The 18,066-nt window shown below is 59.3% G+C and carries 15 protein-coding genes; 9 read left to right on the forward strand and 6 right to left on the reverse strand.

What is annotated here, in order from left to right; translation table 11 throughout:
- Positions 1–11 precede the first annotated feature (11 nt).
- Complete coding sequence (locus ASC96_RS18865) at positions 12–1,448, reverse strand: glutamine synthetase family protein (RefSeq protein WP_060504673.1); 1,437 nt, start codon at positions 1,446–1,448, stop codon at positions 12–14.
- A gap of 172 nt (positions 1,449–1,620) precedes the next feature.
- Between ASC96_RS18865 and ASC96_RS18870 the strand changes: the two genes are divergently transcribed.
- From ASC96_RS18870 to ASC96_RS18875, 3 genes are all read left to right on the forward strand, one after another.
- Positions 1,621–2,805 carry an NAD(P)/FAD-dependent oxidoreductase gene (locus ASC96_RS18870; RefSeq protein ID WP_082512176.1) on the forward strand — a complete coding sequence of 395 codons (1,185 nt, stop codon included), beginning with the start codon at positions 1,621–1,623 and terminating at the stop codon, positions 2,803–2,805.
- Between the two features lie 221 nt (positions 2,806–3,026).
- Positions 3,027–3,182, forward strand: a complete 156-nt coding sequence (locus ASC96_RS33430; RefSeq protein ID WP_164491956.1) for a hypothetical protein — start codon at positions 3,027–3,029, stop codon at positions 3,180–3,182.
- Between the two features lie 352 nt (positions 3,183–3,534).
- The gene (locus ASC96_RS18875) at positions 3,535–6,063 is read left to right on the forward strand and encodes a HAMP domain-containing methyl-accepting chemotaxis protein (protein WP_060504675.1); all 2,529 of its coding nucleotides are present in this window, start codon (positions 3,535–3,537) and stop codon (positions 6,061–6,063) included.
- A 63-nt stretch (positions 6,064–6,126) separates the two neighbouring features.
- On the opposite strand, the gene ASC96_RS32825 is transcribed toward ASC96_RS18875, so the two are convergent.
- On the reverse strand, positions 6,127–6,279 hold the full coding sequence (locus tag ASC96_RS32825) for a hypothetical protein (protein WP_156393800.1): 153 nt from the start codon (positions 6,277–6,279) through the stop codon (positions 6,127–6,129).
- Between the two features lie 167 nt (positions 6,280–6,446).
- Between ASC96_RS32825 and ASC96_RS18880 the strand changes: the two genes are divergently transcribed.
- The gene (locus tag ASC96_RS18880; RefSeq protein ID WP_060504676.1) at positions 6,447–7,322 is read left to right on the forward strand and encodes a LysR family transcriptional regulator; all 876 of its coding nucleotides are present in this window, start codon (positions 6,447–6,449) and stop codon (positions 7,320–7,322) included.
- 70 nt (positions 7,323–7,392) lie between these two features.
- On the opposite strand, the gene ASC96_RS18885 is transcribed toward ASC96_RS18880, so the two are convergent.
- Both ASC96_RS18885 and aceA read right to left on the reverse strand, forming a co-directional pair.
- Positions 7,393–7,644: a hypothetical protein gene (locus ASC96_RS18885; protein WP_060504677.1), complete on the reverse strand. Its 252-nt coding sequence runs from the start codon at positions 7,642–7,644 to the stop codon at positions 7,393–7,395.
- A gap of 84 nt (positions 7,645–7,728) precedes the next feature.
- Positions 7,729–9,018, reverse strand: a complete 1,290-nt coding sequence (gene aceA, locus ASC96_RS18890) for an isocitrate lyase (protein WP_060504678.1) — start codon at positions 9,016–9,018, stop codon at positions 7,729–7,731.
- Between the two features lie 231 nt (positions 9,019–9,249).
- Here aceA and ASC96_RS18895 point away from each other — a divergent pair, with 231 nt between their 5' ends.
- Positions 9,250–10,659, forward strand: a complete 1,410-nt coding sequence (locus tag ASC96_RS18895; protein ID WP_060504679.1) for a helix-turn-helix transcriptional regulator — start codon at positions 9,250–9,252, stop codon at positions 10,657–10,659.
- Here ASC96_RS18895 and ASC96_RS18900 read toward each other — a convergent pair whose 3' ends face one another.
- Positions 10,660–11,613, reverse strand: a complete 954-nt coding sequence (locus ASC96_RS18900) for a fatty acid desaturase family protein (RefSeq protein ID WP_060504680.1) — start codon at positions 11,611–11,613, stop codon at positions 10,660–10,662.
- A gap of 344 nt (positions 11,614–11,957) precedes the next feature.
- Between ASC96_RS18900 and ASC96_RS18905 the strand changes: the two genes are divergently transcribed.
- The 4 genes from ASC96_RS18905 to ASC96_RS18920 all read left to right on the forward strand — a co-directional run bounded on the left by ASC96_RS18905 (position 11,958) and on the right by ASC96_RS18920 (position 16,023).
- The gene (locus tag ASC96_RS18905; RefSeq protein ID WP_060504681.1) at positions 11,958–13,052 is read left to right on the forward strand and encodes a polyamine ABC transporter substrate-binding protein; all 1,095 of its coding nucleotides are present in this window, start codon (positions 11,958–11,960) and stop codon (positions 13,050–13,052) included.
- A 94-nt stretch (positions 13,053–13,146) separates the two neighbouring features.
- Complete coding sequence (locus ASC96_RS18910) at positions 13,147–14,289, forward strand: ABC transporter ATP-binding protein (RefSeq protein ID WP_060504877.1); 1,143 nt, start codon at positions 13,147–13,149, stop codon at positions 14,287–14,289.
- A 4-nt stretch (positions 14,290–14,293) separates the two neighbouring features.
- Positions 14,294–15,205, forward strand: coding sequence for an ABC transporter permease subunit (locus ASC96_RS18915; RefSeq protein ID WP_060504682.1), 912 nt, complete (start codon positions 14,294–14,296; stop codon positions 15,203–15,205).
- 2 nt (positions 15,206–15,207) lie between these two features.
- Positions 15,208–16,023 (forward strand): ABC transporter permease subunit, encoded by an 816-nt coding sequence (locus ASC96_RS18920; RefSeq protein ID WP_060504683.1) that lies wholly within the window; start codon positions 15,208–15,210, stop codon positions 16,021–16,023.
- A gap of 136 nt (positions 16,024–16,159) precedes the next feature.
- Here ASC96_RS18920 and ASC96_RS18925 read toward each other — a convergent pair whose 3' ends face one another.
- Positions 16,160–17,983 carry an AsmA family protein gene (locus ASC96_RS18925; RefSeq protein WP_060504684.1) on the reverse strand — a complete coding sequence of 608 codons (1,824 nt, stop codon included), beginning with the start codon at positions 17,981–17,983 and terminating at the stop codon, positions 16,160–16,162.
- Positions 17,984–18,066: the final 83 nt, after the last annotated feature.

Consider the following 18,066-nt stretch of genomic DNA (forward strand, 5'->3'; position numbering starts at 1 on the left):
TGCCTTTCATATCAGACATTGAGAAGCAGGAATTCGCGCTCCCAGGGGCTGATCACCTGCATGAAGGTTTCAAACTCACCCCGCTTCACCCCGCCATAGATGGCGATGAATTCCGGGCTGAAGATCTCGGCGAAAGCCGGCTCTGCCTCGAGCAGCGATACCGCTTCGAGCAGGCCCCGGGGCAGGTCAATCGTCCCTTTATCTGCCGACGCATCTGCCGGTGCCGATGGCTCTAGTCCCTGAACAATGCCGAGATAGCCGCAGCCGAGGGACGCGGCGAGCGCCAGATAGGGATTGGCATCCGAACTCGGCAGGCGGTTTTCGACACGCCGGGCGACAGGTTCTGAGACGGGAATGCGAAACGCCGTCGTCCGGTTGTCGTAACCCCAGGCATTGTTGACCGGTGCCGACATGTCTGGCGTCAGCCGCCGGTACGAGTTCACATAAGGGGCCATCATCGACAGCGCCTTCGGGACAAATTTCTGCATGCCGCCGATGAAGGAGAAAAACTCTTTGGACGGCGAGCCGTCAGCATTCGAAAACAGGTTGCGGCCTGTGTTCACTTCGATGACGGACTGGTGGATGTGCATCGCTGACCCGGCCTGCGCCTGCATCGGCTTGGCCATGAAGGTGGCGTAGATGCCGTGCTTCAGCGCCGCCTCGCGGATGGTCCGCTTGAACAGGAAGACCTGGTCGGCAAGCTCGATCGGATCGCCGTGGCGAAGGTTGATTTCCAGCTGTGCCGGACCTTCCTCATGGATCAGCGTGTCGATCTCGAGACCCTGCTTTTCCGAGAAATGGTAGATGTCGTCGATCAGTTCGTCGAATTCGTTGACGCCGGCAATCGAGTAACCCTGTCCGCCTTGGATGGCGCGTCCGGAGCGGCCTTTCGGCGGATGCAGCGGATAATCCGGGTCCTCGTTCTTGGCGACCAGATAGAATTCGATTTCCGGTGCGACCACCGGCTTCCAGCCTCTTTGATGATAGAGGTCGAGCACATGCTTCAGAACGTTGCGCGGCGTGTAGGGAACTTTTTCGCCCTGTGAACCTGCAATGTCGCAGATCACCTGCGCCGTCGGGTCACTTTCCCAGGGGACGACCGAGAGGGTCGAAAGGTCGGGCACCAGCTTGATGTCGCTGTCCCGGCTGTCATAGCGGAAATTGCCCGTCTCTTCGGGATATTCGCCGGAAATCGTATGGCGGTAGATCGCCGACGGAAGGGCAAGGGATGTGTTGGACGTAAATTTCGAAGACGGCATCATCTTGCCGCGCGGAACGCCGGCGATATCGGGCGTGATGCATTCGATATCTTCGATACCGCGGATCTTCAGCCAGTCGGCGGCTTCTTTCCAGGTTTTTACCCCACGTGGAGCTTGTAGTGCGGCGGGTATTTTCGAGCTCTTGACAGTCCTTGCAGTTGGTTGGGCAGCATTTCTTCTGACGGGCATAAATCACCGGTTTTGGGTTCGGATGAGGCATCATAACCACAGTTTGGCAATTGGCTAGGGTGAAAGCTGGGACTTTTTCTGCCGCACAGGCTGTATTCTCACGCATCACAGCAACAGCGATTGACTTTGGCGTCCTTGCCTTCGAAAGGAAACTGAAACAGGAATGGATGTCTTGGCTGAACAGTTTGACGTGGTGATAATCGGGGCAGGGGCAGCCGGCATGATGGCGGCGATCGAGGCGGGCAAGCGCGGCCGCCGCGTCATCGTGCTCGACCATGCCAAGGCGCCGGGCGAGAAGATCCGCATCTCCGGCGGCGGGCGCTGCAACTTCACCAATATCCATGCGAGCCCGAAGAATTTCTTGTCAGCCAACCCGCATTTCTGCAAGTCGGCTTTGGCGCGCTACACGCCACATGATTTCATCAGCCTGGTCGATCGCTACAATATTGCCTGGCATGAAAAGACGCTCGGCCAGCTGTTTTGCGACGATACGGCCAAGGACATCATCCGCATGCTGCTGACGGAGATGAAGGAGGCCAGCGCGGTGCTGCGGTTGGGCGCAGAAATCCGGACGATCGACAAAGCCGTTTCAGGATTTCGCATCGTGACGGCGGATGGGGCGATCGATTGTTCCTCGCTGATCGTTGCCAGCGGCGGCAAGTCTATCCCTAAAATGGGCGCGACGGGTTTTGCCTATAGGATTGCCGAGCAGTTCGGCCTGCCGCTGGTCGAAACGCGTCCGGGGCTGGTGCCGCTGACGCTCGATCCCGTCCAACTTGAAAGCTTGAGTGCGCTTGCCGGTGTTGCCGTCGATGCACAGGCGCGCTGCGGCAAGACGATGTTCGAGGAAGCTCTGCTGATCACCCATCGGGGCTTGAGCGGACCTGCCATCCTGCAGATCTCCTCCTACTGGCGCGAGGGTGGCGATATCCGCCTCAACCTTCTGCCGCATGTCGATATCGCTGCTGTGCTGAAGGCGGCGCGCAAGGAGAATGGCCGTCAGGCGCTGCAGACGGCGCTGGCCGAACCTCTACCGAAAAGGCTGGCGCAGTTTTTTGCCGAGGCCGCCGGGCTGAGCAACCGGCCGCTCGCCGATCTCTCCGACAAGGCCATCGATGCTTTCTGCTTGACGATCAAGGACTGGGCCATCACGCCGGCCGGCTCGGAAGGTTACCGCACGGCCGAAGTGACGCTGGGCGGTGTCGATACAAGGGTGCTCGATTCCCGCACCATGCGGGCACGCGACGTTCCCGGCCTCTATTTCATCGGTGAATGTGTTGATGTCACCGGTTGGCTCGGCGGCTACAATTTCCAGTGGGCCTGGGCATCGGGCTTTTCGGCGGGACAGGCGGCATGACCGGACAAAGCGCAGGCCGCTTCAGCCATTGTTAAGATATCTGGCGGAACCTGTTTGAAACGCTGGCTCCACGGCTTTGCGGCGCGGCAAGGATGCAGTTTTCAGGAATTGTTTCAGAAACGTGACATTTTTGCTCTTTCGTGAGCTGTTGCAACAGGAAGTGGGCTGGCGGTCCGGATCATCCGGGTCTATTGTTGCTTAGGTCGAAAGGAAATGATGCCATGAATCAGTCACGCAGCCGTTCCACAGCCCGCGCAATCGCAATTGCGAAAGCCGACGAAAGCGCAGCGCGCAAGACTTTGCTGATCCGCGCTTCAGTGATCGCCGTGTTCGCTCTTGCAGCGCTCGTGGCCCTGCCGTCTTTCTGGTCCTTCTAAGCATTCGATCCGGCTTCCGGCCTCGGAATGATAGCGATCAAAGTGCGCTATGCGTCATGCTGTCATGTTGTGACGATCCTGTGCCGCGCTCCCTGCGGATATGCGGTAGAGTCAATCTGAAACGATTTAGACCGCATTTATTCAAATATTAATTGTTGCCGTTGAAGAATGTTTCGCAACGGAGCCTGCCGTGATCTTAGCCCCGGGAGGCGGCCGATCATGCAATGAATGCCTGGCAGGCTGGCGGCGATGCGCCGTATGATTTTTCAATTAAATCACCAGCTTGTTGGCGCACCGGGGAAGCCTCTCACGGCTTGGGGAGCGGACGCAGGCTGCGAGCCAAGGTGCGTTCATGTTCATCGACAAGATTCTTGCCCGCTTCAAAATCCAGACCAAGGTGCTGCTGTTCATTCTGCCCTTCGTCGTCAGCATTTGCGCTGTCGGTATTACCGGGCTTTATGCGTCCGGCCTGCTGCAGGGGCGCATGGAGATTTCCAATAGCGTCCTGCAGTCGCTGAGCGGCTTCAAGGACGTTTATGCGGGTATGAACAGCTTCCTGAAGAATACGACCGAAGAGTCTCGCCAGGCCGTGCTTGAGAAGATTACGGCCCAGCGTGCGGTTCTCGAAGGGACGCTTGAACAGGTTGATGACGAGAACGGTCGCGACCAGCTTCAGCAGGCCTTGAACGGTAGTACGACGATAGGCGAGCGGGTTGATGGCCTGTGGAGGCTCTACGAGCAGGAAGTGGCCTTGCGCCAGTCCATCAACGGAAGCCTCCGCCTGCTGCTCGCTGCACAGATGAAAATCCTCGACGAAGCAACCACCATGGAGCAGGGCGTCCGTCAGGACGAGGAGGCGGCAAAGTCGCTGCTGCGCGAGGCGGAACGCCTGACCTCATCCAGCGACACGCTCGCTGCATTCAACACGAGTTTTGCCAAGGCTGCCACTGCCGAAGACAAGATAAAGGTCGCGGCCGATTCCCATGGTGCGTTGACCAAGGTCCTGCGCAAGATCAGTTCGGGGCTGCCGCAAAGCCAGAAGGCGGTTTCTGAAACCTTCAAGACCACCATCGGTGAGATCAAGACACTGCTGGACAGTGGCGACAAGTCCGACGAAGCCGCCGTTGCGATCGGCAGGCTGATGGCCCGCTTCCGCCAGACGAGCATCCAGCTGAACGGCGCCGCGACTTTGAAAATGCGTGATGCAACAGCAACGTTCGGCAGGCTGGATGCAGCGCTCGTCAAGGCAAATTCTGTCCTTTCCGGCACCCGCTCGATCGTCAACTCCGTCTACTCGATCCGCATCGCAGCCGCGAGCTTTCTGGAAAAGACGGATGCCGACGGTAAAGAACGGTTGATGCGCGAGTTCAGTCTCATGAAACAGGAAATCCAGAGCCTGGCCCAGTCGGCTGGCGATTTGCCGTTCTTCAACAATCTCGTCGCTGCTGTGAAGCCGGTGACGGAGAAAATGCAGGCTGACAGTGCCGCGCTCGTTGACAGTAGCGCCGCCCGCCAAGCCGAATTCACCGCCGCAGCAGCGGAAATCGATAATATCTGGGGACAGCTGACGGCGTTTGCCGAAGGCCAGAAAACCACCGCTTCGGTCGAGCGCGACAAGGCCAACCAGGTTTCCGTCTTCGCGACGGTCGTGGGTATCCTGATCGCGCTTCTCGCTGGCGGTGCACTGGTGCTGACGCTGAAGGGCCCGATCGGCCAGATCACCGCCGCCATGCGCCGTTTGGCTGATGGTGCGCTCGATACCTCGATCGATGGCGGGGCTCGCCGTGACGAAATCGGCGACATGGCCCGGGCGCTCGGCATCTTCAAGGAAAACGCCCTTTCCAAGGTCCGCATCGAAGCCGAAAGCGAAGAGCAGCGTGCGCAGGCCGATGCCGAACGCACCCGCAATGATACGGAAAAGCGTACGCTCGACAGCCAGATCGATTTCGCCGTCAGCCAGCTTGCCGCCGGCCTTGGCCGCCTGGCGCAGGGCGACCTTTCGCAGCAAATCGACACGCCGTTCACCGGGCGCCTCGAGCAGTTGCGTATGGACTTCAACGGATCGCTGATCCGCCTGCAGGACACCCTCCTGCAGATCCGCAACAATGCCCTGTCGATCCAGCGTAGCGGCAATGACATGCATGCATCGGCGGATTCCTTGTCGAAGCGCACCGAGGCGCAGGCCGCGTCACTGGAAGAAACGGCTGCCGCCGTCGACCAGATCACCGTCACTGTCCGCTCATCGGCCGAACGGGCGCACGAGGCCAATGTTGCCGTCACACATACCAAGAAGAGCGCGGACAGCTCGGCTGTTGTCGTCAGCAATGCGATTGCAGCAATGGGGCGGATCGAAGATGCCTCGCACCAGATCGAGCAGATCATCGATGTCATCGACGAGATCGCCTTCCAGACAAACCTTCTTGCACTCAATGCCGGTATCGAGGCCGCACGGGCGGGCGATGCGGGCAAGGGTTTCGCGGTGGTTGCGCAGGAAGTCCGCGAGCTTGCGCAGCGTTCGGCGGGAGCCGCCCGCGAGATCAAGGGGCTGATCAACAAGTCTGCCAGCGAGGTGAATTCCGGGTCGCAGCTGGTTCAGGAAACCGGCGCCGTGCTTGCCTCGATCAGCCAGCAGATCGTCTCGGTCAGCAGCCATGTCGAAATGATCGCCACAGCCAGCCGCGATCAAGCGGCAGCCCTGCATGAGGTCAATGGCTCCGTCAACCAGATGGACCAGATGACCCAGCAGAACGCCACCATGGTCGATCAGGCGACCAGCGCCAGCCGCGAACTCGCTAATCAGGCCGATACGCTGATGATGCTGGTCGAACAGTTCCGCCTGGAGCCTGTCAGTACGGGTCATCAGATCGGCCGCGCGGCCTGATCAAACGGACAATTGAACGAGGAAAAGCCCGGCGTTTAATCGTCGGGCTTTCTGTTTGCCGCCTTACCGCACCCAGCGCAGGCAAAGCAGGCGCAACGCGCTGGACATCCTGTTAGGCAGGCGGTTCCGGTTGATCACTTCTTGGAATTCGTGCTGTTTGCGCCCGTCTTTCGCCAGCATATCCGCCAACAAAACTACTCCCATCATTTCTGGCATCGCAGGTCTCCTTCGGCAATGGAAAGCCGTTGCCGGACAAGGTGTCCTGCAGCCAACTTTCTTCAATCTGGGTGGGGAGGCGGTTCAGCCGCACTCCGTTTACGCCTCGAACCTATGATTCAAAAATCAGTTTATAAACGCAAGAAAACGGAGTATGTTTTTCAATTATGAAAGACATAAATTGGGATGCCTATCAGATATTTCTGGCTGTGGCGCGTCATGGCGGACTGACCGGCGCTGCGCAGGCCAATGGTTTGAGCCCGGCGACGGTTGGTCGTCGCATTCTTGATCTTGAACAGGGAATTGGGCGGCAGTTGTTTGTCCGCAGCCAGACCGGCTACCGCTTGACCGCCGATGGCCAGGCTCTTTTCGAGCAGTTGCAAGCAATGGATGCTGTTGTCCGTAAGGTCGATGGCTGGCGGCAGGAGGCGCATGGCGCGTCGGTGGTGCGGTTGATGGCCGGAACCTGGGTGACCTGGCTGGTCTGCGAAAACATCCAGGCCATCTGGAGCGAGCGCGATGGTTTTCGCCTCGATATGTCCGTCTCCGAGCGCCGGGCAACGCTGGCGCACCGGGAAAGCGATGTCGGTGTGCGCGCGGTGGCGCCGGAAGAGCCAAATCTGGCTAGCCGTCATACCGGCGATGTCGCCTATGCTGCCTACCGTCAGCGTAATGCGCCGGAAGGGCTTTCATCGGCCTGGCTTGCAGTATCCGAAGAGGATGCCATCTCGCCCTATCTACGCTTTCCGCATGAGCAGGCAGCAGCCTCGATCGCTGTCATCGTCAGCCGCCCGCGCTCGCTGCTCGATCTTGCAAAGGCCGGGGCGGGGCAGGCTGTGTTGCCCTGTTTCGTCGGCGATCTCGATCCCGGCCTGGAGCGGGCGGGTGAAGAGCTGAAACAGCTGCGACACGGCCAATGGATCGTCACCAATAGCGAAGATCGTCACCGGCGCGAAATCCGCACGGTCTCGGACCGATTGTTCCGGCTGCTGAAAAGCCACGCCGATCTGTTTGCCGGAAAGAGGCCAAGCCGAAGCCTGTAGAACTGTATGAAAATGCAAGATTCCGGCGAGAAAAGTCCCGCCGGAATCTTTGTGGACAGAGCGCCATGCCTCAGCCTCGGCCTTGCGTCACGATGACGGGGATCAGCAGGTCGCCCCAGTTGCCTTCGCCACCATGATGACGGGCGGAACGGACGAGTTCGACGGAAACGCCGGCATCCACGGCCTTCATGACAGCCTGGTTGAGCCTGTGCAGGTCGTTGGCGACCATGCGGATCATTGCCTGCTGTTCCGGTGTCATGGCCGAGGATTGCTCCTCCGCCCGTTCCTTGACATGTGTCTTGATAGTGGCCTGGACTGTCATCGCATTTCTCCTCTTATGTGGGGTTCTTGAAGGGACGTTTTGGTTGCCCTCCCCACCTCCAGAATGGCGGGGAGCGGAGTTCCTCTATTCCGCAGCCGGGCGGAATTGCTCGTGTTCGGTCGATTCATGCATGGCTGTGGTCGAGGACTTGCCGCCGGTGATGGCCATCGAAACAGCGTCGAAATAACCGGTGCCGACTTCGCGCTGATGCTTGGTCGCGGTGTAGCCGTTGACCTCGGCGGCGAACTCCGCCTCCTGAAGCTCCGAATAGGCAGCCATCTGCCGGTCCTTGTAACCGCGGGCCAGCTCAAACATGCCGAAGTTCAGCTGGTGGAAGCCGGCAAGCGTGATGAACTGGAACTTGTAGCCCATGGCGCCGAGCTCGCGCTGGAACTTGGCGATCGTCGCGTCATCGAGGTTTTTCTTCCAGTTGAATGACGGCGAGCAATTATAGGCAAGCTTCTTGCCCGGATGCACCTTGTGCACGGCTTCGGCAAACTTGCGGGCCTGTTCGAGATCCGGCTTGCCGGTCTCCATCCAGATCAGGTCGCAATAGGGTGCATAGGCAATGGCGCGGGCAATGCAGGGCTCGATACCGTTCTTGACCTGATAGAAGCCTTCCGTGGTGCGGCCGGCATCGTAATCGACGAAGGGCTGGTCGCGCTCGTCGATATCGGAGGTGAGCAGCTTGGCGGCCTCGGCGTCCGTGCGGGCGATGACCAGCGTCGGCGTACCCATGACGTCGGCAGCAAGCCGCGCGGCATTGAGATTGCGGATATGGGCCGCCGTCGGGATCAGAACCTTGCCGCCAAGATGGCCGCACTTCTTTTCCGATGCCAGCTGGTCTTCATAGTGGACGCCGGCAGCACCGGCCTCGATGAAGGCCTTCATGATCTCGAAGGCGTTGAGCGATCCGCCGAAACCGGCTTCGGCGTCGGCAACGATCGGTGCGAACCAGGTGTCGACCGAAAGACCCTTGCCCTCGGACGTTTCAATCTGGTCGGCGCGTTGCAACGTCCTGTTGATGCGCCGCGCCAGCTCCGGTGCCGCGTTGACTGGATAAAGCGACTGGTCGGGATACATCGATGACGCGGTATTGCTGTCGGCGGCAACCTGCCAGCCGGAGAGGTATATTGCCTTCAAGCCAGCGCGGACCTGCTGCATGGCCTGGTTGCCGGTCATTGCACCGAGCGCATTGACGAAATCTTCCTCGTGGATCAGTTGCCACAGCCGGTTGGCCCCCATTTCGGCCAGTGTATGGCGGATCTGGACGGAGCCGCGCAGTCGCTTGACGTCTTCGGCGGTGTAAGGGCGGTCCAGCCCGTCGAAGCGGCCCTGCGGTGCGCCGGGAATGAGATTGTAAAAATCAGTCATAGATTTCCTCCTGCAAACTTCAGAGTGTCATTCGACTTTGGTTGAATGACCGTCCGATCCACGAATTTGATGTGACGAGTTTTACAGTGCGCCGCACAAAACGGCGAGAACAAAAGGATTGTCGCGGCGTTGAAAAGGGTTATCATGTCTTGCCTTTTACAAAAGGCGTTTGTCATTTTGTAAATGATGTAAAGATTTCGAATGTCCGCGATTTTGTAACAGGTGTGACAAATGGCTGAGAACAAGATTTTTGCCGGTGCCCGCGTCCGGCGCATCCGCAATGGTTTGTCGCTGACGCAAACGGCGATGGCCGAGGCGCTCGGCATCTCGCCGTCCTACCTCAACCTGATCGAGCGCAATCAACGGCCGTTGACGGTGCAGCTGCTGTTGAAGCTCTCTTCGGTGTACAAGGTTGATCTCGACGAGTTGCAGGGCGAGGCAACGAGCAGCGTCACGCAATTGCGGGAAGTCTTTGCCGATCCGCTGCTCTCCGGCGAGCTGCCGGGTGACCAGGAGCTGATCGAAGTTGCGGAAGCTGCCCCCAATGCAGCAATGGGCGTTCTCAAGCTCTATCGTGCCTATCGGGAGCAATCGCTGCGGCTGAAGGATCTGAGTGCGCTCCTGTCCGATCAGGGGCATATGGCGGCTCTGTCGGATGCGCGGTTGCCGATGGACGAGGTGCGCGACATCTTCGAAAACCGCCCGCATTATTTTGCCGGGATAGACGAGGCCGCCGAAGCCTTTCATTCACAGCTCTCTCCCGGCGACGATCTTGCCGGTGCCTTGAAAGGCTTTCTGCGCAGGGAGCATGGTCTGACCGTCCGGGTGCTGCCGGTGCATGTCATGCCGGATTTGCGCCGCCGCTTCGATCGTCATTCGATGCGGCTGTTCCTGTCCGAGCGGCTGTCGGCACAGGATCAGCTGCGGGAAATCGCCATGGAGGCGGCGCAGATCGCCTTTCCGGAAGCGATCGCCGCCGATCTCCAGCAGCTGGCATTCTCGACGGGTGAGGCGCGCCGCATCGGGCGCTTCGAGCTTGCCCGCTATGCGGCACATGCGATCATGATGCCGTATGCGGGATTTCTCACCGTAGCACAGCGGACGAAATACGATATTGATGTCCTCAGCGCCCGGTTCCAGGTGTCGTTCGAACAAGTCGCAAGCCGGTTGGTGACGTTGCAGCGGCCCGGTGCTGCAGGGGTACCGTTCTTTATGATGGAGATCGATCATGCCGGGAACCGGCTGCGCAAGGCTGGTGCATCAGGCTTTCCGCAGGCGCGTTTCGGTGGCGACTGTCCCAAGCTCAATGTCCACACGGCATTTGCGCAAGCCGGGCAGGTTCTGGCTGACAAGGTGGAGATTTTCGGAGGCGGGGAGTTTTTGACCATCGCCCGGACTGTCGAGGGACCGCGGGCGAATTTTCAGGAGCGCGTTCGCCGCACCGCGATCCTGATCGGCTGCGATGCCGCCCATGCGCCGGACACCGTTTATGGCGGCGCGCCACTTGCGATCGTCGCCGGTGGTACCGCCTGCCGCCTCTGCGAGCGGCAGGGCTGTCTTGCCCGTGCCGAACCGCCGGTCACCCGGCCACTTGGGCTCGATGAAATGGTGACGGGTTTGAGCGCCTTCGATTTCCAGTAATCAGTAGCTGACCGGATGATGCGCGGGCAGCAGCGGCGCATCTGGCGCAAAGCATTCTGCCGGCAGGCCTGTCGTATAGCCACGGGTGATGTGCGCCTTGGCGGCATAGGTGGGGTTCTTCATCAGGATCGCATGCAGTTCCGGCAGGTTGTAATAAGGCACGCCGGGATAAAGATGGTGTTCCAGATGGTAGTTGATGTTGTGGGGCGCGAAAAACAGCTTTTCCCACACGTAGGGATAGACCGTGCGCGAGCTGCCCAGTTCATCGGAGTAGTCCATGCTGCCGAAATGTTCGGCAACGCTGCGGACGTAGAGGAACAGGCAGAAGAACGTGAAGAACGGCACCAGCCAATACAGCAGGAAGTCTGTCCAGAGCCCGAAGACCGAGAAGACAATGGCAGCAACGGCGTAGAAGCCAATGCGCAGCAGCTTGTAGGTCCGCGTCGAGCGGTCGTGTTTGGCGATGCGCTTGGCCATGTGCAGGATATCGCGAACGGAATTCACTGCGACGAGATAGCCGAGCAGTTGCACGACGCCGCGCCAGACTTTTTGCGGGAAGGTGAACTGTGCCATGCCGAGCTTGGCAGCCCAGTCCGGGTCATCATCGGTATTGGTGTGCTGATGATGAGCAAGATGGTTCATGCGATAGCCGTCCACCGTCGCCATGATCGGCCATGCCAGCAAAAGGTCGCTCATCCAGTCGCTGACTTTGCGGTTCTTGATGATGCGGTAATGGGCTGCCTCATGCATCAGGCAGCCGAACGCGTGCATGCGTCCGGCAATGACCAGCACGGCGGCGAGATAAACAAGCGGATGTTGCATATATTTGCTGACGGCGATGGCGCCGGCGATCAACACCCAGTCGAAGCCGATGGCAAGAAGCGTACTGTGGGACTGCAACACTGACAGCCGCTTCAACTCCCGTGGGTCGATCCGCTGCGACTTCACACTCATGATGGCCAACTCCGAAACGCACAACCGTTGCGGCGCAAAATCGCATTCCGGGCATGGTTAAGCAATCGTAAACGCCGCGGTTCGAGCTCGATCTGAGCTTATGGTTAATCTGCGTGCGCCGTCCGGCCATTCCGGTCTCAGGCCTGTCATGCCGCACTGAAAAGATTCGGCTTTTGCCAGTGAGTGCTAAAATTGCGCTGCCTCTGGATGGTTCGCGTGGGACCAGTAAAAGCGCTTGTGGTTGTTTGAAAACATGCCTACCTTCCAAACGCGCATACGGAGGGGCAGACAGGCAGGCGACGGCAGCAGGCCTATACTGACCCGATAAAACCAAGGGGAATTCTATGTCGCGTACGATTGCCACCGCCTTTGCCGCGTTGATCCTCGCAGGGTCCGCAACGATTGCCACCGCGCAGGAGCGCGTGGTCAATGTCTACAACTGGTCCGATTATATCGATGCCAGCATTCTGGAAGATTTCACCAAGGAAACCGGCATCAAGGTCGTCTACGACGTCTTCGATAGCAATGAAATCCTTGAAACCAAGCTGCTGGCAGGCGGCACCGGCTATGACGTCGTCGTGCCGACGGCAAGCTTCCTGCAGCGCCAGATCGCAGCCGGTGTCTTCCAGAAGCTCGACAAGTCGAAGCTGCCGAACCTCTCCAACATGTGGGACGTGATTTCCGAACGCATCCAGAAATACGACCCTGGCAATGAATATGCTGTCGACTATATGTGGGGCACGACCGGCATCGGCTACAATGTCGAGAAGGTGAAGCAGATTCTCGGTACCGACGATGCGCCGACCTGGGACGTGATCTTCAAGCCCGAAGTTGCTGCCAAGTTCAAGGATTGCGGTATTCACATCCTCGATTCTGCTTCAGATGTCCTGCCGTCCGCCTTGTCCTATCTCGGCCTCGATCCCGATAGCCGCACCCCGGACGATCTGAAGAAGGCGGAAGAGCTTCTGACGTCCATTCGTCCTTACGTTCGCAAGTTCCATTCGTCGGAATACATCAATGCGCTGGCCAATGGCGATATCTGCCTGGCTGTCGGCTATTCGGGTGACGTCTTCCAGGCACGCGACCGCGCTGCCGAAGCCAATGCCGGTGTGACGGTCAACTATGTCATCCCGCCGACCGGGGCGCAGATGTGGTTCGACGTCATGGCCATTCCGGCCGATGCGCCGCATGTCGCCGAAGCACATGAATTCTTGAACTACATGATGAAGCCGGAAGTCGTCGCCAAGGCCTCGAACGTGGTGTTCTACGCCAACGGCAACAAGGCCTCGCAACAGTTCGTCGATAAGGAAGTGCTTGACGACACCGCGATCTATCCGACACCGGAGGTGCTTGCCAAGCTCTTCACGGTCACACCCTATGACGCCAAATCGCAGCGTCTGGTGACGCGGCTCTGGACCAAAGTGGTCACCGGCCAGTAAGTCGAAAAGAATTGCCCGGACCTGAAAATCCGGGCAATTTTCTTTTATGGCGCTGGGGAAGGCGCCGTTTGTGCATGTCATTTGGGGATAGATGATGAAGTCACTTGGCAGTATCCGGCGCTCCTTTGCTCCCTGGGCCGATCCGAAATCCGTACCGTTCATCGCCGTCAAGAACGTCACCAAGAAATTCGGCGACTTCACCGCGGTCGATGATCTCTCGCTCAACATCTACCCGCGCGAATTCTTCGCACTGCTCGGCGCATCCGGTTGCGGCAAGTCCACGCTGCTGCGCATGCTGGCCGGCTTCGAGCAACCGACGTCGGGTGAAATCATCCTTGATGGACAGAGCCTCGCGGGCATCCCGCCCTACAAGCGGCCGGTCAACATGATGTTCCAGTCCTACGCGCTGTTTCCGCATATGACGGTGGAAAACAACATTGCCTTCGGCCTCAAGCAGGACGGCATGCCGAAGGCCGATATCGCCGCCCGCGTCGATCAGATGCTGAAGCTGGTGAAGCTCGACAAGTTTGCCAAGCGCAAGCCGCACCAGCTTTCGGGTGGTCAGCGCCAGCGCGTGGCGCTCGCCCGTTCGTTGGCCAAGCGCCCCAAGGTGCTGCTGCTGGATGAGCCGCTCGGCGCGCTCGACAAGAAGCTGCGCGAGGAAACCCAGTTCGAACTGATGGACCTGCAGCAGGAACTCGGCCTGACTTTTGTCGTCGTCACCCACGACCAGGAAGAGGCGATGACCATGGCCGACCGCATCGCCGTCATGGCACATGGCAAGGTGGTGCAGGTCGCAACCCCGCCGGAAATCTACGAAGCGCCCAACTCCCGTTTTGTCGCCGATTTCATCGGTGACGTGAACATTTTCGACGGCACGGTCTCATCCGCCGGTAACGGCACTGTCGAGATCGCCACGCAAAGTGGTTTTACCGTCCGCGTCGCCTCCGCCGAACTACCCGCAGTCGGCGCCAATGCCGGTTTTGCCGTGCGTCCGGAGAAGATTCGCGTCGGCCGCGACCGGCCCGCCTGTGCCCCCCTCAATGCCGTCCAGGGGGAAATCTGGGATATTGGCTATCTCGGTGACATGACGGTGTTCCACGTCAAGCTAAAGGACGGCAAGGTCATCAAGGCATCCTCGCTGAACGCCGTTCGCGCGGTCGAGGATCCGATCGGCTATGACCAGGAGGTCTGGATATCGTTCGATGAAAATGCCGGCGTCGTGCTGAAGGATTGAGGCCATGGCAAAACTCGGATCGGCTTTGTTCAACCGGCTGGTGATCATCATCCCCTATGCCTGGTTGCTATTCTTCTTCCTGATACCGTTTTTCATCGTCATCCGCATTTCATTGTCGGAAACCGCCGTGGCGATGCCGCCCTATCTGCCGGTTTTCGATCTCGCATCCGGCATTGGCGGCATTATCGATAACATCAAGCAGTTTTCGATCGATAACTATATCTGGCTGACCGAAGACGCGCTGTATGCCAAGGCCTATATATCCAGCCTCTGGATTGCTTTGGTTTCAACATTCCTGACCCTGTTGATCGCCTATCCGGTCGCCTACGGCATGGCGCAGGCGCCCAACACCATTCGCCCGACGCTGCTGATGCTGGTCATCCTGCCGTTCTGGACAAGCTTTCTGATTCGCGTTTACGCCTGGATCGCCATCCTGAAGCCGGAAGGGCTGCTCAACCAACTGCTCCTGACGCTCGGGGTGATCGATCAGCCGCTGATCATCCTCAACACCAACTGGGCGATCTATATCGGTATCGTTTATTCCTACCTGCCGTTCATGGTGCTGCCGATCTATTCGTCGCTGGAAAAGATGGATCACAGCCTGACGGAGGCTGCCCAGGATCTCGGCTGCACGCCGATCCGGGCGTTCTGGCGCGTGACGTTTCCTTTGTCGATGCCCGGCGTTGTCGCCGGCTGCATGCTGGTCTTCATTCCGGCCGTCGGCGAATTCGTCATCCCCGATCTGCTCGGTGGCTCCGAAACGTTGATGATTGGCAAGACCTTGTGGAACGAGTTCAATGCCAACCGCGACTGGCCGGTGTCGGCTGCTGTTGCAACCATCCTCCTGCTCATCCTCGTGGTGCCGATCATGTTCTTCCAGCACGCGCAATCCAAAGCCGATAGCGAGGGGAGATAGTCATGCAGCGCTGGTCCCGTTTCAACATCGCCTCGATCGTCATCGGCTTCGCTTTCCTCTATCTGCCGATCGTTCTGCTGGTGATCTTCTCTTTCAACGAATCCAAACTGGTCACCGTCTGGGCGGGCTTCTCGACCAAGTGGTATGTGCAGTTGCTCCACAATCAGGCGCTTCTCGATGCCGCCTGGGTGACCGTCCGGGTCGGCCTGATCTCGGCAACGGTGGCAACGGTTCTCGGTACGATGGCGGCACTTGCCATGACGCGCTACACGCGCTTTCGCGGCCGCATGCTGTTTTCCGGAATGATCTACGCGCCCCTCGTCATGCCGGAAGTCATCACCGGCCTGTCGATGCTGCTTCTGTTCGTTGCCATCGGCTTTGATCGCGGCTTCTGGACGCTGACATTGGCGCATATCACTTTCACCATGTGCTTTGTCGCCGTCGTCGTGCAATCCCGGCTTCTGAGCTTCGACCGTTCGATCGAGGAGGCGGCGATGGATCTCGGCGCCACGCCGGTCGCAACCTTCCTGCAGGTGACCCTGCCGGTGATCGCGCCGGCCGTGTTTTCCGGTTGGGTGCTCGCTTTCACGCTGTCGCTGGACGATCTGGTGATTTCCAGCTTCACCTCCGGCCCCGGCGCCACCACGCTGCCGATGCGGATCTACAGTCAGGTGCGGTTGGGCGTGACGCCGGAAATCAACGCTGTCTGCACCATCCTGATCGGCATTGTCGCGATGGGTGTGCTGATCGCCTCGGTGGTTTCCCGCCGCCGGGAAATCCAGCGTGTCAAGGACGAGCAGGCCGCTTTCGCACACTGAGGGGAAGACAGCGGGCGCGTCAGCCGCGTTCGCATTCTCTCTCGTGCGGCAGGAATACAGTGCAAGGATATTTGCGCGCACGTTTGCTCGCTGGTGATCTCATAAATGCCGCGAATGGCTTACCGATCTGCGCCGGTCATGGCTGTGTGATAATCGCAGGCAGCGGTGAAATGAGTGGGTTCGGCCAGGAGCCATCGACAAAGAAACGCGTCGCAGGCGTTGGGTCATCGCCAGCCCGGACGCCGCCGACCAGCGCAAGCGTTCCACTGCTGACGGGAATGGTCCCGGCAAGCGACAGCGTCCGGCCTTCGCCCGTGATATCCGCGCTCGTCAGTTCGACAACGCCCTTGCGCAAGGTCGCGGCGATATCCGCTGTCATAAAGGGGAAGGAGCCATTGGTGGCGTGGCTGATGCTGAAGGCGCGGCCCTGCGCGGCAAGACGCTCAAACTCCGGCAGATCGAAATTCACCACGGTGCCATTGTTTGCTGAGTAGTGAATTTCGCCGGAAATGCCGTCTTTGGTCAGTGTCTGCAAGGGACGGTCGGCGGATAGATCGACACTCAGAATACCTCGGCCCAGCGGCAGCGGCCCTGTCAGTCCAAGGCTGGCCGCAACGGGGGCGAGGTCGGCATTCTTCAGGGCGAATTGCATCTGACCACCTTCGGTGCCACCGTTGGCCAAAACGATGCGGCCGCTGATCGTGCCTCCGGCAAAAGTGCCGTCGCCGACATCGATGGACGCGCGGCCATTTTCCACCATGACGCCGGCGGCAACATCCGTCAGGGCGGCCGTGTCATAGCTGACCTCCTGCGCCGACAGGCGGAGATCAAGGTTGAACTGTTGGAGTAGCGTCCTGTCGAGGGGGAGTACAGAGCCGGATTGTGCGGACGAAATAATCTGCGCCAGGTCAAGCTGATCGAAGGCCAACGTTCCATCGATGCGTGGCCCGCGCGTCTCGTTCCAGGCGATGCCAAGAACGCCGGTAGCGTTGGATTCATCAAGGGACAGCGAAAGATTGTCCATTTTCCAGGCCTGCGCCGACATCGTCACGCTGGTATTGACGGCAATGGCACCGGTGCCAGCGGGTGGCAATGGCTGGCCTTTGAACCAGGCTTCCAGCGTGCTGGTCGATCTTGCTTTGAGCTGAAGCTGGCCGATGGCGAAGGGGTGGTTTGAAATATTGCCGTTGCCGTCGAAACTGAAGGTGAGCGGTATGGAGCTGAACGCCGTCTGGAGTGTGCCGTTCTGGCCCGATAGCAGCATCAGCGGTTCGTCGCAGGTGATGGACCATTGAACAGGCTGGCCGTTCATCACAGCTGAAAGGCTGGCATTCAGTCGCGCGGTCGGCGTCCGCCATTGCACGGCACCGGTTATCGCCGTGACGCGATGGGCGCTGGACGTGACACGATCTGTCAATTCGAGTGTGCCGTTGATGATTTCGATATCGCCGAGCGGCGTGTTGCGGGCGGGCGACGGCGTCTTGCCCGAGGCATCGGCGATCGCATCAGCCATCCAGCCGGCACGGCGCCAGTTGAACGTTCCGTCGAGCCGGCGTTCCACCTTGAAAACCGGATTGACCAGATGAAAGTCGTAAAAGAGGGGCGTGCCGCGCAGGGCAGCGAGAATGTCGAAACCGGCGGCAATCGCGTCAGCCTTCGCCAGCAGTTCCGGGGCGGCCGCATCGCCGCCTTCGAAAGTGACATTGCGCAGCGTCAGGACCGGATGCGGCCAGAAGCTGATCTGCGGGTCGCCCACAATATTTGCCCGCGCGCCCGTCCATGACGACAGAACATTCTCCATGTTCGTTTTGACGCTGGCGGTGGAGACGAACAGCGGCAGGGCGATCTTGAAAAGGGCGGTGAGGATAACCGCACCGACAAGCAGCCAGGCGATGGTTCGCGATAGAAAGAACTCTTTCCATCCGATTTTTCTGCTAGCGATGGTGAAGAATTGCCTCATGGCCGTCCGGGGCACTTTCAATCGTTTTGAAGGCCTCTGGATAGGCTTTCATCGCTCGGAAATCAAACGGTTGACACGCGAAA

It is taken from the genome of Rhizobium sp. Root1204, from assembly GCF_001424965.1.
Lineage (GTDB): Bacteria > Pseudomonadota > Alphaproteobacteria > Rhizobiales > Rhizobiaceae > Pararhizobium.